The organism is Pseudomonas sp. zfem002, from assembly GCF_032621685.1.
In the GTDB taxonomy this organism is placed as follows: Bacteria; Pseudomonadota; Gammaproteobacteria; order Pseudomonadales; family Pseudomonadaceae; genus Aquipseudomonas; species Aquipseudomonas japonica.
In genome coordinates, this window is record NZ_JAVYJH010000005.1 from 133,438 (window position 1) to 146,999 (window position 13,562).

Annotated in this window: 10 protein-coding genes; 6 read left to right on the forward strand and 4 right to left on the reverse strand. The window is 65.2% G+C overall.

Translation table 11 applies throughout. From position 1 onward, the window contains the following. The 4 genes from RTI28_RS09380 to RTI28_RS09395 all read left to right on the forward strand — a co-directional run bounded on the left by RTI28_RS09380 (window position 1) and on the right by RTI28_RS09395 (window position 5,861). Window positions 1–633: a DsbA family protein gene (locus RTI28_RS09380; RefSeq protein WP_316920192.1), complete on the forward strand. Its 633-nt coding sequence runs from the start codon at window positions 1–3 to the stop codon at window positions 631–633. After that, the gene (locus tag RTI28_RS09385) at window positions 626–2,458 is read left to right on the forward strand and encodes an ABC transporter ATP-binding protein (protein ID WP_316920193.1); all 1,833 of its coding nucleotides are present in this window, start codon (window positions 626–628) and stop codon (window positions 2,456–2,458) included. The genes RTI28_RS09380 and RTI28_RS09385 overlap by 8 nt, the downstream gene beginning before the upstream one ends. A 101-nt stretch (window positions 2,459–2,559) precedes the next feature. After that, complete coding sequence (locus RTI28_RS09390; RefSeq protein WP_316920194.1) at window positions 2,560–5,019, forward strand: EAL domain-containing protein; 2,460 nt, start codon at window positions 2,560–2,562, stop codon at window positions 5,017–5,019. Between the two features lie 35 nt (window positions 5,020–5,054). Then, complete coding sequence (locus tag RTI28_RS09395; RefSeq protein ID WP_316920195.1) at window positions 5,055–5,861, forward strand: TenA family transcriptional regulator; 807 nt, start codon at window positions 5,055–5,057, stop codon at window positions 5,859–5,861. Here RTI28_RS09395 and RTI28_RS09400 read toward each other — a convergent pair. The 4 genes from RTI28_RS09400 to RTI28_RS09415 all read right to left on the reverse strand — a co-directional run bounded on the left by RTI28_RS09400 (window position 5,848) and on the right by RTI28_RS09415 (window position 9,431). Continuing rightward, entirely contained in the window at window positions 5,848–6,588 is a 741-nt protein-coding gene (locus RTI28_RS09400; RefSeq protein WP_316920196.1) for a YciK family oxidoreductase, read from the reverse strand. The two genes, RTI28_RS09395 and RTI28_RS09400, sit on opposite strands and share 14 nt — an antisense overlap. 83 nt (window positions 6,589–6,671) lie before the next feature. Next, window positions 6,672–7,343, reverse strand: coding sequence for an N-acetylmuramic acid 6-phosphate phosphatase MupP (gene mupP / locus RTI28_RS09405; protein WP_316920197.1), 672 nt, complete (start codon window positions 7,341–7,343; stop codon window positions 6,672–6,674). Window positions 7,344–7,345: 2 nt separating this feature from the next. Further along, a complete protein-coding gene (gene ubiG, locus RTI28_RS09410) occupies window positions 7,346–8,044 on the reverse strand; it encodes a bifunctional 2-polyprenyl-6-hydroxyphenol methylase/3-demethylubiquinol 3-O-methyltransferase UbiG (protein ID WP_042122517.1) in 699 nt (232 codons plus the stop codon). A 55-nt stretch (window positions 8,045–8,099) separates the two neighbouring features. After that, a complete protein-coding gene (locus RTI28_RS09415; protein ID WP_316920198.1) occupies window positions 8,100–9,431 on the reverse strand; it encodes a TRZ/ATZ family hydrolase in 1,332 nt (443 codons plus the stop codon). Window positions 9,432–9,540: 109 nt separating this feature from the next. Between RTI28_RS09415 and mtnA the strand changes: the two genes are divergently transcribed. Together mtnA and gyrA are read left to right on the forward strand one after the other, a co-directional pair. Next, window positions 9,541–10,617 (forward strand): S-methyl-5-thioribose-1-phosphate isomerase, encoded by a 1,077-nt coding sequence (mtnA, locus tag RTI28_RS09420; RefSeq protein ID WP_316920199.1) that lies wholly within the window; start codon window positions 9,541–9,543, stop codon window positions 10,615–10,617. A gap of 291 nt (window positions 10,618–10,908) precedes the next feature. After that, complete coding sequence (gene gyrA, locus RTI28_RS09425; RefSeq protein ID WP_316920200.1) at window positions 10,909–13,548, forward strand: DNA gyrase subunit A; 2,640 nt, start codon at window positions 10,909–10,911, stop codon at window positions 13,546–13,548. Window positions 13,549–13,562 lie beyond the last annotated feature (14 nt).

The following is a 13,562-nucleotide window of genomic DNA, read 5'->3' on the forward strand; positions in this document are numbered from 1 at the left end:
ATGACCGCTCGCCTGCTTTACGTCATGGACCCGATGTGCTCCTGGTGCTGGGGGTTCGCGCCGGTGGCCGCGGCCCTGATCGACCAGGCCCGGCAGGCGGGTGTGCAAACCCGCCTGGTGGTGGGTGGTCTGCGCAGCGGCAGCTCGGCGCTGGATGCCTCGACCCGGCGCTACATTCTCGAGCACTGGCAGGCGGTCAATCAGGCCACCGGCCAGACCTTCCAGTTCGACGGCGCCATGCCCGACGGTTTCGTCTATGACACCGAGCCGGCCTGCCGCGCCCTGGTCACCGCGCGCAGCCTCGACGCCGACAAGGTGTGGAAACTGCTGGCGCTGATCCAGCAGGCGTTCTACCAGCGCGCCGAGGATGTCACCCTGGCGCCGACCCTGGTCAACCTGGCGGAGCAGGCCGGTTTCGACCGCGCCGCTTTCGCTGCGGCTTTCACCAGTGCCGACCAGCGCAGCGCCACCGCCGCCGATTTCACCTGGGTCCAGGACCTGGGCATCGCTGGCTTCCCCACGCTGCTGGCCGAACGCAACGGCCAGCTGGCCCTGCTGACCAACGGCTATCAGGCGCTGGAATCCCTCGAACCGCTGCTCGGTCGCTGGCTGGAGCGCGCGGCCTATGCTTGATCTGCCAGGCTCGCCCGACCCGGTTCCCGGGCCAGCGGCGGCGTCTGCCGATCGTCTGAGCTGGGCGGAAATCCGCCGCCTGGCGCTGCATCACAAAAAGGCCCTGTGGATCGCCAACGGTGTTGCCGTGCTGGCGGCGCTGTGCAGCGTGCCCATCCCGTTGCTGTTGCCGCTGCTGGTGGACGAAGTGCTGCTCGGCCACGGCGACACCGCGTTGCAATGGATGAACCAGTTTCTCCCGGGCAGCTGGCAGGTGGCGGCCGGCTATATCGGCCTGATGCTGGTGGTGACCCTGGTCCTGCGCTGTTCGGCGCTGGCCTTCAACGTCATGCAGGCCAGGCTGTTCGCCGGTCTGGCCAAGGACATCGTCTATCGCCTGCGCATCCGCCTGATCGAACGGCTCAAGCGGATTTCCCTGAGCGAGTACGAAAGCCTCGGCAGCGGCACGGTCACCACCCACCTGGTGACCGATCTGGATACCGTCGACAAGTTCGTCGGCGAAACCCTCAGCCGTTTCCTCGTGGCGGTGCTGACCCTGACCGGCACCGCGGCGATCCTGATCTGGATGCATTGGCAACTGGCCCTGCTGATCCTGTTGTTCAACCCGCTGGTGATCTTCGCCACGGTACAGCTGGGCAAGCGGGTCAAGCACCTGAAGAAGCTGGAGAACGACAGCACGTCGCGCTTCACCCAGGCCCTGGCCGAGACCCTCGATGCGATCCAGGAGATCCGCGCCGGCAACCGCCAGGGCTATTTCCTCGGGCGCCTCGGCCTGCGCGCCCAGGAAGTGCGCAACCATGCCATCGCCTCGCAGTGGAAAAGCGATGCCAGCAACCGCGCCAGCGGCCTGCTGTTCCAGTTCGGCATCGATATCTTCCGCGCCGCGGCGATGCTCACCGTGCTGTTTTCCGACCTCAGCGTCGGACAGATGCTCGCGGTGTTCAGCTACCTGTGGTTCATGATCGGCCCGGTGGAGCAGTTGCTGAACCTGCAGTACGCCTACTACGGCGCCGGTGGCGCGCTGAGCCGGATCAACGAACTGCTCGCCCGTGGCGACGAACCGCAGTACGCCGGTGGCGCCGATCCGTTCCAGGGCCAGACCACCGTCGGCATCGACGTGCGCGGGCTGCGCTTCGGCTACGGTGAGGAACCGGTGCTGGACCAGTTGAACCTGTCCATCGCGCCGGGCGAGAAGGTGGCCATCGTCGGTGCCAGCGGTGGCGGCAAGAGCACCCTGGTGCAACTGCTGCTCGGTCTGTACAGCGCCCAGGCCGGAAGCATTCGTTTCGGCGGCGCGACCCTGCAGGAAATCGGCCTGGAAACCCTGCGCGAAAACGTCGCGGTGGTACTGCAGCACCCGGCGCTGTTCAACGACACGGTACGCGCCAACCTGACCATGGGCCGCGACTGCAGTGATGAAGAGTGCTGGCAGGCCCTGGCCATCGCCCAGCTCGACGAAACCATCGGCGCCCTGCCACAAGGCCTGGACAGCGTGGTCGGGCGTTCCGGCGTGCGGCTCTCCGGCGGCCAGCGTCAACGCCTGGCGATCGCGCGGATGGTCCTGGCCAAGCCCAAGGTGGTGATTCTCGACGAGGCCACCTCGGCCCTCGACGCCGCCACCGAATACAACCTGCACCACGCCCTGGCGCGCTTCCTCAGCGCCCGCACCACCCTGATCATCGCCCACCGTCTGTCGGCGGTGAAGCAGGCCGACCGCGTACTGGTGTTCGACGGCGGCCATGTCGCCGAGGATGGCGGCCACCTGCAACTGATCGCCGAAGGTGGTTTGTACGCCAAGTTGTACGGTCATCTGCAGCAGAGCTGAACGCTCGAATGTGAGAAATCACTTATCCGCATGCAGGCAAATGGCCTAGTCTGTATCGGAACAGAGTGAGGTAACTCACCGGTGCAGTTGCAAGGGACTTCATGAAGGGAAAACGGACGCTTGAAACGCCCAGGCTCCTGGGGATCATCTGGCCATTTATCGCCGTGGTGCTGTTTCAGGCGCTGCTGGGTGGTATCAGCCTGTACGCGCTTTCGGCCATGCGTGCCTATGTCGCCGGGGAAAGCCTGTGGTCCAAGGGCCAGAAGGACGCCATCTACTACCTGAGCCTGTACGTCGACAGCCGCGACGAGGAGAACTTCGACAAATACCGCACCGCCTTCGCCATCCCCGAAGGCAGTCACCGCCTGCGCCTGGCCCTCGATCTCGATCCACCGGACCTGGAGGCCGCGCGCCAGGGCATCCTCGCCGGTGGCAACCACCCGGACGACGTCGCCAGCGTGATCTGGTTCTACCTCAACTTCCGTCACGTCAGTTACCTGGAAAAGGCCATCAGCCGCTGGCAGGTGGGGGACAGCTTCCTGCAGGAACTGGACACCCTGGCCGATGAAATTCACGCCGGCATCGCCGGCAGCCGCGCCACGCCGCGCGACCTGGCCGAGTGGAAGCGCCGCATCGTCGCCATCAATGACAACGTCACTCCCGCCGCGCGGGCCTTCAGCGATGCGCTGGGGGAGGGGTCGCGCATGCTCCTGCGCCTGCTGCTGCTGACCAACCTGGCCACCGCGGCGTTTCTCATCGCCCTGGCCTGGCTGCGTTCGAGCAAGCTGCTGGCGCAGCGGCAGGCCTTCGCCAGTGCGCTGCGGGAAGAAAAGGAGCGGGCGCAGATCACCCTGGCGTCCATCGGCGACGGCGTGATCACCACCGATGTCGATGGCAGCATCGTCTACATGAACGCCGCCGCCGAGCAACTGACCCACTGGGACGCCAGCCACGCCCAGGGCCTGCCGCTGGCCGCGCTGTTCAGCCTGCTGGATGACAATGCCGAAAAGGACAGCCTGACCCTCACCGAACATATCCTCAACGGCGCGCTGGGCGGCGGCTCGGAGCATGTGCGGCTGATCCAGCGCCTGGATGGCAGCACCGTCTCGGTGACATTGGTCGGCGCGCCGATCATGACCGAAGGGCGGGTCAGTGGCACCGTGCTGGTGCTGCACGACATGACCCAGGAACGCCAGTACATCGCCAACCTGTCCTGGCAGGCGACCCATGACGCCCTGACCGGGCTGGCCAACCGTCGCGAGTTCGAATACTGCCTGGAGCAGGCGCTGGGCGACCAGGTCCGCAACAACGGCCGGCATTCGCTGATGTTCCTCGACCTCGACCAGTTCAAGCTGGTCAACGACACCAGCGGCCATGCCGCGGGTGACGAGTTGCTGCGGCATATCTGTGCGGTGCTGCAATCGGGACTGCGCGAAGGCGATGTGCTGGCGCGTCTGGGCGGCGACGAGTTTGGCGTGCTGCTGCGCGATTGCCCGCCGGAACAGGCCGAGCGGATTGCCGAGAACCTGCGCCAGGCGGTGCAGAGCCTGCATTTCGTCTGGAAGGGGCGACCGTTCGTGAACAGCGTGAGCATCGGCCTGGTTCATCTGAACCAGGCGCCGGACTCGCTGGAAGCGGCATTGCGTGCGGCGGACATGGCCTGCTACATGGCCAAGGAAAAAGGCCGCAACCGTGTGCAGTTGTACCTTGCCGACGACACCGAGCTGTCGCTGCGCTTCGGCGAGATGGCCTGGATCCAGCGCTTGCACATTGCCCTGGAAGAAAACCGTTTCTGCCTGTATGCCCAGGAGATCGCTGCCCTCGACCCCCACGAGGAGGGCGGCGGACACCTGGAAATCCTCCTGCGGCTGCACGACGAAAGCGGCCGCATGATCCTCCCGGACAGCTTCATTCCCGCCGCCGAGCGCTTCGGCCTGATCACCGCCCTCGATCGCTGGGTGGTGCGCAGTGTGTTCGAGGTGATACGCCAGTGCCTGAACGAGGGGCGTGAGGGGCCGCTGGCGATGTGTTCGATCAATCTGTCGGGCAGCAGCATCGGCGACGACAAGTTCCTCGACTACCTGCGGCGGCAGTTCAGCGACTACGCCATTCCCCCTGAATTGATCTGTTTCGAAATAACCGAAACCAGCGCAATCGCCAATCTGGGAAGTGCCATTCGTTTTATCAACGAATTGAAAGGATTGGGCTGCAAGTTCTCCCTCGATGATTTTTGCGCCGGAATGTCGTCGTTCGCGTATCTGAAACATTTGCCTGTAGACTTCCTCAAGATCGACGGAAGTTTCGTCAAGGACATGCTCGACGACCCGATTAACCGGGCGATGGTCCAGGTGATCAACCACATCGGCCACGTCATGGGTAAACGCACCATCGCCGAGTTTGTCGAGACGCCGTTGATCGAGCAGGCCTTGCAGGAGATCGGTGTCGATTATGCCCAGGGTTACCTGATCCAACGGCCCCAGGTGTTTTCCTGCGACAGCCTGCAGCGTCAGCGTGACGCCGCCGGGCCAGTGCTGTTCGGATCACCGGGGACGCTGCGCTGACGCTCCATCCAAATCACAAGGACAAGGAGCTGACAGTGATTGACGCATTTACTCGGACTGGTCCATTGATGGACGCCGCAAGTTATCCCCTCTGGGCCCAGCGCCTGATCCAGGAGTGCAGCGCGAGCAAGCGCCGGGTGGTGGAGCACACCTTCTACCAGCGCCTGCGTGACGGCCTCGTCGGCAGCACGACCATGCACCAGTACCTGGTGGGTGGCTGGCCGGTGGTCGAGCAGTTCTCCGTGTACATGGCCCACAACCTGACCAAGACCCGCTATGCCCGTCACCCCGGCGAGGACATGGCGCGACGCTGGCTGATGCGCAACATTCGCGTCGAACTCAACCATGCCGACTATTGGGTGCACTGGTGCGAAGCGCACGGCGTCACCCTCGACGACCTGCAGGCGCAGGACGTGCCGGCGGAACTGCAAGCGTTGAGCGACTGGTGCTGGCACACCTGCAGCCAGGATTCGCTGGTGGTGGCCATGGCGGCGACCAACTACGCGATCGAAGGGGCGGTGGGCGAATGGTCGGCGGTGGTCTGCTCCACCGATACCTATGCCCGGGGTTTCCCCGAAGAAGGCCGCAAGCGGGCGATGAAATGGCTGAAGATGCACGCCCAGTACGATGATGCCCATCCGTGGGAGGCGCTGGAAATCATCTGTACCCTGGCCGGCAACAGCCCGAGCAAGGCCTTGCAGGCCGAACTGAAACGGGCGATCTGCAAGAGTTACGACTACATGTACCTGTTCCTCGAACGCTGCATGCAGCTGGAAGAGCAGGAGTCGCACCAGGGCACGCGCCTGCGCGGCGCCCTGGCGCAGGGGCTCACTGGGCGTTGAACGCCTGACCGTTGACCCCGGTGCTGTCCGGGCCCATCAGGTACAGATAGACCGGCATGATGGCCTCGGGCAGCGGGTTGTCCTGCGGATTCTCCGCCGGATAGGCCTGGGCGCGCATGCTGGTGCGGGTGGCGCCCGGGTTGACGCTGTTGGCCCGCACCGGGGCGACACCTTCCAGTTCGTCGGCCAGGGTCTGCATCAGGCCCTCGGTGGCGAACTTCGACACGCCGTAGGCACCCCAGTAGGCGCGGCCCTTGCGTCCGACGCTGCTGGAGGTGAACACCACCGAGGCGTCTTCCGACAGCTTGAGCAGCGGCAGCAGGGTCTGGGTCAGCATGAACATGGCGTTGACGTTGATGTGCATGACGCGCATGAAGTTGTCGCCGCTCAACTGCTCCAGTGGCGTGCGCGGGCCGATGATCGATGCGTTGTGCAGCAGGCCGTCGAGGCGGCCGAAGGCGTTTTCCACCATCACCGCCAGTTCGTCGTACTGGTGCGGCAGGGCGGTTTCCAGATTGAACGGGATGACCACCGGCTGCGGATGGCCGGCGGCCTCGATCTCGTCGTACACCGCGGTCAGGTTGGCCTCGGTCTTGCCCAGCAGGAGCACGGTGGCCCCATGGGCGGCGAAGGCCCTGGCCGCTGCTGCGCCGATCCCGCGGCCGGCGCCGGTAACCATGATGACCCGGCCTTTGAGCAGATCCGGGCGGGCGGAATAGTCGAACATGGGAGATGCCTCGAAAGGAAAATGGCTTCAGGCGCCAGCGAGCCGGCCACCAGGCCGGCCCGGCAAGGCCACTGGCTGTGGGATCAGCAGCCGCACAGGGCGCTGTCGAGCACCTTGCGCAGCTCCAGGGGATGATCGACCACCACATCCGCGCCCCAGTTGTTGGGGTTGTCCTCGGGATGAATATAGCCATAGCGCACCGCCGCAGTGCGGGTGCCGGCATCGCGACCGGACTCGATGTCGCGCAGGTCGTCGCCGACGAACAGCACGCTGGCCGGATCCAGGTCGAGGGTCTTGCAGGCGAGGATCAGCGGCTCTGGATCGGGCTTGCTGTTCTTCACGTGGTCCGGGCAGATCAGCAGCGAGGAGCGCTCGGCCAGGCCCAGGCGTTGCATGATCGGCTCGGCGAAGCGCACCGGCTTGTTGGTCACCACGCCCCACAGCAGCTTGCCGCGCTCGATGTCCTGCAACAGCTCTTCCATGCCGTCGAACAGCTTGGTGTGCACCGCGCAGTCACGCTGGTAGCGCTCCAGGAACTCCAGGCGCAGGGCCTCGAATTCCGGCGCTTCGGGCTCGATGTCGAAGGTCGCGGCGACCATCGCCCGGGCACCGCCGGAAATCACGTCGCGCACGGTGTTGTCGGCGACCGGCGCCAGGCCGCGGTCGTTGCGCATCGCCTGGCAGATGGCGATGAAGTCCGGCGCCGTGTCGAGCAGGGTGCCGTCCATGTCGAAAAGTACTGCTCGCAAACGCATGTTCATTCCTCGCGAAGGGTCTGGATCATGTAGTTGACGTCAACATCGGCGGCCAGCTTGTAGTGCTTGGTCAGCGGATTGTAGGTCAGGCCGATGATGTCCTTGACGCTCAGGCCCGCCGCGCGGCTCCAGGCACCGAGTTCGGAAGGACGGATGAATTTCTTGAAGTCATGGGTGCCGCGGGGCAGCAGCTTCATGATGTATTCGGCGCCGATGATGGCGAACAGATACGCCTTCGGGTTGCGGTTGATGGTGGAGAAGAACACCTGGCCGCCGGGTTTGACCATGCGGAAGCAGGCGCGGATCACCGAGGACGGGTCCGGCACGTGCTCGAGCATCTCCAGGCAGGTGACCACGTCGAACTGCTCCGGCATTTCCTCGGCCAGGGCCTCGGCGGTGATCTGCCGGTACTCGACGTTGACCCCGGATTCCAGCTGGTGCAACTGGGCCACTGCCAGTGGCGCCTCGCCCATGTCGATGCCGGTTACCGTGGCGCCGCGCAGGGCCATGGCCTCGCTGAGGATGCCGCCGCCGCAACCGACGTCGAGGACCTTCTTGCCGGCCAGCTTGACCCGTTCGTCGATCCAGTTGACCCGCAGCGGGTTGATGTCGTGCAGCGGCTTGAACTCGCTCTCGCGGTCCCACCAGCGATGGGCCAGGGCCTCGAACTTGGCGATTTCGGCGTGGTCGACGTTGCTCATGGAACAATCCTCTGAAGCTGTGAAAATTCGGTGCGGCAGGCTGGCTGCCGTCGGGTCATTCGGTGTGTCCGCCGATCCGCTGGCCCCAGGCCACGGCGGCGGCATGCACGGCCTGCTCGTCCAGGCGGGTCAGGCGGCGATCGTCGAGCAATGCCTTGCCGGCGACCCAGACATGCTTCACGCAGTCGCGGCCGCTGGCGTAGATCAGTTGCGACACGGGGTCGTAGATCGGTTGCTGGGCCAGCCCGCCCAGGTCGAAGGCCACCAGGTCGGCGGCCTTGCCCACCTCCAGCGAGCCGGTGATGTCCTCCAGACCAAGGGCGCGGGCACCGTTCAGGGTCGCCATGCGCAGTGCGCGGTGGGCGTCCAGGGCGCTGGCCGAGCCGGACACGGCCTTGGCCAGCAAGGCGGCGGTGCGGGTTTCGCCGAGCAGGTCGAGGTCGTTGTTGCTGGCGGCGCCATCGGTGCCCACGGCGACGTTGACCCCGGCCTGCCACAGGCGCTCCACCGGGCAGAAGCCGCTGGCCAGCTTGAGGTTGGATTCGGGACAGTGCACCACGCTGGTGTTGCTTTCTACCAGCAAGGCCAGGTCGTCATCGCTGACCTGGGTCATGTGTACCGCCTGCAGGCGCGGGCCGAGCAGGCCGATGCGGGCCAGGCGCTGCAACGGGCGCTCGCCGCGCTCGTCGAGGGACTGGCGGACTTCGCTGGCGGTCTCGTGGATGTGCATGTGCACCGGCGCGTCCAGTTCGTCGGCGGCCACGCGGACCTTTTCCAGGTTCTCGTCGTTGACCGTGTACGGCGCGTGGGGGCCGAGGGCGACGCTGATACGCGGGTGATGGCGCAGGTCGCCGAACAGCTCGACGGCCAGGTGCAGGCCTTCATCGAAGTTGCGTGCGCCGGGAATCGGGAAATCCAGCAGGGGCACGGCGATCTGCGCGCGAATGCCGCTGTCGTGCACGCAGGCGCTGGCGATCTTCGGATGGAAATACATGTCGCTGAAGCAGGTAATGCCGCCCTTGAGCTGTTCGGCGATGGCCAGGTTGGTGCCGTCGCGGACGAAATCCTCGTCGACCCAGCGGCCTTCGGCGGGCCAGATGTGCTCCTGCAGCCAGGTCATCAGCGGCAGATCGTCGGCCATGCCGCGGAACAGGGTCATGGCCGCGTGGCCGTGGGCGTTGATCAGGCCGGGGGTCAGCAGGCAGTCGGGCAGTTCGCGGACTTGCGCGGCCTGGAAGCGGCCGGTCTCGCTGCGCGGGCCGATAAAGACGATGCGTCCTTCGTGAATCCCCAGGGCATGCTCCTTGAGCACCACGCCGGCCGGTTCGACGGGCACCAGCCAGGTTGGCAGGAGCAGCAGGTCGAGAGGGACGGTGGGCTTGGGCATGGGACGGAATTCCCTGGGTCATGGGCAGGTGGCGAAGTATACCCGAGCGCCCGCGCTTGGGGCTCGTTATAATCGCCGGTTTTTGATGTCCGAATGACGGGGTGAGGGAATGCGCGATCGACTTCTGGCTGCAGAGAAAGTGAGGGCCATCGATTGGCGTGATGGCACCCTTTACTTGCTCGACCAGCGCGCCTTGCCGTTCGAGGAGACCTGGCTGGCCTACCGCGATGCCGACGGTGTGGCCGAGGCGATTCGCTCGATGGTGGTGCGCGGAGCCCCGGCCATCGGCATCAGCGCCGCCTACGGCCTGCTGCTGGGCGTGCGCCAGCGCCTGGCTGAGGGGGGCGACTGGCGCGCGTCGCTGGAGGCGGATTTCGCCGTGCTGGGCGACGCGCGGCCGACCGGGGTCAACCTGTCCTGGGCGCTGAATCGCATGCGCGAGCGCCTGCAGCGCCTCAAGGAGGGCGACGATCCGTCGCAGGTGATGGAGGCCGAGGCCCAGTCGATCCATGACAGCGACCGCGAAGCCAACCTGAACATGGCTCAGCTGGGCGTTGATCTGATTCGCCGCTACCAGGGCAGCGAGCAGACGGTGCTGACCCATTGCAATACCGGTGCCCTGGCTACCGGCGGTTTCGGCACCGCTCTCGGCGTGATCCGTGGCGCGTGGCTGGATGGCATGATCGAGCACGTCTACGTCGATGAAACCCGCCCCTGGCTGCAAGGCACCCGGCTGACCGCCTGGGAACTGGCCAACGAGGGCATTCCGGTAAGTGTCAACGCCGATTCGGCCGCCGCGCACCTGATGAAGACCAAGGGCATCACCTGGGTCATCGTCGGCGCCGACCGTATCGCCGCCAACGGCGACGTGGCGAACAAGATCGGTACCTACCAGTTGGCGGTCAACGCGATGCACCACGGTGTGCGTTTCATGGTGGTGGCGCCGAGTTCGACCATCGACATGAGCCTGGCCAGTGGTGACGAGATCGTTCTCGAGGAGCGCGATGGCAGCGAGCTGCTGGAAATTGCCGGAACCCGCATCGCCCCGGACGTGGAGGTGTGCAACCCGGTGTTCGACGTGACCCCGGCGGACCTGATCGACGTGATCGTGACCGAGAAGGGCATCGTCGAGCGCCCCGATACCGCCAAACTGGCCCAACTGATGTGTCGCAAGCGCCTGCACTGAGCATTTTCAGCGGGATATCGCCGCCGCCGGTGCGCTGCCCTGGCGCCGCCTCCGGGCCCGTTTTCCCTCGCGCCGGGCGGCGTTTTGCCATACTCCCATGGCCCCGGCGACTGTGATAACATCCGGCGGTTTCCAAGGCCGCCCCGCGGGGCTGTCTTCACTACGCAGATCCATGGCATAACTCGTTGATTTGTCGTAAGTCGTTGCGGGGGAGGCCCTCCGCGGCGGCGAGCTTCGTTCGTCCCATATGGATGTGACGAAGTTTCACCAGAAAAAGGAATCAGGCTTCTCATGGGCGAACTGGCCAAAGAAATCCTCCCGGTCAATATCGAAGACGAACTGAGACAGTCCTACCTCGACTACGCGATGAGCGTCATTGTCGGGCGTGCACTGCCCGATGCGCGTGATGGCTTGAAGCCCGTGCATCGCCGCGTTCTGTATGCGATGAGTGAACTGGGTAACGACTGGAACAAACCGTACAAGAAATCCGCCCGTGTGGTCGGTGACGTGATCGGTAAGTATCACCCGCACGGTGATACCGCCGTGTACGACACCATCGTGCGTATGGCCCAGCCTTTCTCCCTGCGTTACCTGCTGGTCGACGGCCAGGGCAACTTCGGTTCGGTCGACGGCGACAACGCCGCGGCGATGCGTTACACCGAAGTGCGCATGGCCAAGCTGGCCCACGAGCTGCTGGCCGACCTGCACAAGGAAACCGTGGACTGGGTGCCCAACTACGACGGCACCGAGCAGATCCCCGCGGTCATGCCGACCCGTATTCCCAACCTGCTGGTCAACGGCTCCAGCGGTATCGCCGTGGGCATGGCGACCAACATCCCGCCGCACAACCTCGGTGAAGTCATCGATGGCTGCCTGGCGCTGATCGACAACCCGGAAATCTCGATCGACGAACTGATGCAGTTCATCCCGGGTCCGGACTTCCCCACCGCCGGCCTGATCAACGGTCGCCAGGGCATCATCGAGGCCTACCGCACCGGCCGCGGGCGTATCTACATGCGCGCCCGTTCCACCGTCGAAGACATCGACAAGGTCGGTGGTCGCCAGCAGATCGTCGTCACCGAGCTGCCGTACCAGCTGAACAAGGCGCGTCTGATCGAGAAGATCGCCGAACTGGTCAAGGAGAAGAAGCTCGAGGGCATCACCGAACTGCGCGACGAGTCCGACAAGGACGGCATGCGCGTGGTCATCGAGTTGCGTCGTGGCGAGGTGCCGGAGGTCGTGCTCAACAACCTCTACGCGCAGACCCAGCTGCAGAGCGTGTTTGGCATCAACATCGTCGCCCTGATCGACGGTCGTCCGCGCCTGCTCAACCTCAAGGACCTGCTCGAGGCCTTCGTCCGTCACCGCCGCGAAGTGGTGACCCGGCGTACCGTGTTCGAGCTGCGCAAGGCGCGTGAGCGCGGGCACATCCTCGAGGGCCAGGCGGTCGCGCTGTCCAACATCGACCCGGTCATCGCCCTGATCAAGGCTTCGCCGACGCCTTCCGAGGCCAAGGAAGCGCTGGTCAGCACGCCGTGGGAATCCAGTGCCGTGCAGGTGATGGTCGAGCGCGCCGGCGCCGACTCCTGCCGTCCGGAGAACCTCGACGAGCAGTACGGCCTGCGCGAGGGCAAGTACTACCTGTCGCCGGAACAGGCCCAGGCCATCCTCGACCTGCGCCTGCACCGCCTGACCGGCCTGGAGCACGAGAAGCTGCTGGCCGAGTACCAGGAGATCCTCAACCAGATCGGCGAACTGATCCGCATCCTCAGCAGCGCCGAGCGCCTGATGGAAGTGATTCGCGAGGAACTGGAACTGATCCGCGCCGAATACGGCGACGCGCGCCGCACCGAAATCATCGATGCGCGCCTGGATCTGACCCTGGGCGACATGATTCCCGAAGAAGACCGCGTGGTGACCATCTCCCACGGCGGCTACGCCAAGACCCAGCCACTGGCCGCCTACCAGGCGCAGCGTCGTGGCGGCAAAGGCAAGTCGGCTACCGGAGTCAAGGACGAGGACTACATTTCCCACCTGCTGGTCGCCAACAGCCACACCACGCTGCTGCTGTTCTCCAGCAAGGGCAAGGTGTACTGGCTGAAGACCTACGAGATTCCCGAAGCCTCCCGTGCCGCTCGCGGCCGGCCACTGGTGAACCTGTTGCCGCTGGGCGAGGGCGAGCACATCACCACCATGCTGCCGGTGGAGGAGTACACCGAGGGTCACTACATCTTCATGGCCACCGCCAACGGCACCGTGAAGAAGACCCCGCTGGAGCAGTTCAGCCGGCAGCGCAGCGTCGGCCTGATCGCCCTGGAACTGGACGAAGGCGATATCCTGATTTCCGCCGCGATCACCGATGGCGAGCGTGAGGTCATGCTGTTCTCCGACGCCGGCAAGGTGACCCGCTTCAAGGAGTCCGATGTCCGCGCCATGGGCCGTACCGCCCGCGGTGTCCGCGGCATGCGCCTGGGCGAAGGGCAGAAGCTGATCTCCATGATCATTCCGGAGGAAGGCAGCCAGATCCTCACCGCTTCCGAGCGGGGCTACGGCAAGCGCACCGCGATCGGCGAGTTCCCCGAGTACAAGCGTGGCGGCCAGGGCGTCATCGCCATGGTCAGCAACGAGCGCAACGGCCGTCTGGTCGGCGCGGTCCAGGTGCAGGAAGGCGAGGAGATCATGCTGATCTCCGACCAGGGCACCCTGGTGCGCACGCGGGTCGGCGAGGTTTCCAGCCTGGGTCGCAACACCCAGGGTGTGACCCTGATCAAGCTGGCCAGCGATGAAACCCTGGTCGGCCTGGAACGGGTCCAGGAGCCTTCCGACGAAGGCGACGAAGACGATGTGCTGGAAGGTGCCGGCGACGATATCGAAAACGTCGAGGCGCCCCAGGCGGATGCCGCTGGCGATGAAGAGACAGCGCAGGACTGATTGGTAAACAGTGT

Bases quoted from the DNA above. Each gene is read 5' to 3' on its own strand.
- RTI28_RS09380 (WP_316920192.1), top strand. From the start codon at position 1: ATGACCGCTCGCCTGCTTTACGTCATGGACCCGATGTGCTCCTGGTGC.
- RTI28_RS09385 (WP_316920193.1), top strand. From the start codon at position 626: ATGCTTGATCTGCCAGGCTCGCCCGACCCGGTTCCCGGGCCAGCGGCG.
- RTI28_RS09390 (WP_316920194.1), top strand. From the start codon at position 2,560: ATGAAGGGAAAACGGACGCTTGAAACGCCCAGGCTCCTGGGGATCATC.
- RTI28_RS09400 (WP_316920196.1), bottom strand. From the start codon at position 6,588: ATGTTCGACTATTCCGCCCGCCCGGATCTGCTCAAAGGCCGGGTCATC.
- mupP (WP_316920197.1), bottom strand. From the start codon at position 7,343: ATGCGTTTGCGAGCAGTACTTTTCGACATGGACGGCACCCTGCTCGAC.
- ubiG (WP_042122517.1), bottom strand. From the start codon at position 8,044: ATGAGCAACGTCGACCACGCCGAAATCGCCAAGTTCGAGGCCCTGGCC.
- RTI28_RS09415 (WP_316920198.1), bottom strand. From the start codon at position 9,431: ATGCCCAAGCCCACCGTCCCTCTCGACCTGCTGCTCCTGCCAACCTGG.
- mtnA (WP_316920199.1), top strand. From the start codon at position 9,541: ATGCGCGATCGACTTCTGGCTGCAGAGAAAGTGAGGGCCATCGATTGG.
- gyrA (WP_316920200.1), top strand. From the start codon at position 10,909: ATGGGCGAACTGGCCAAAGAAATCCTCCCGGTCAATATCGAAGACGAA.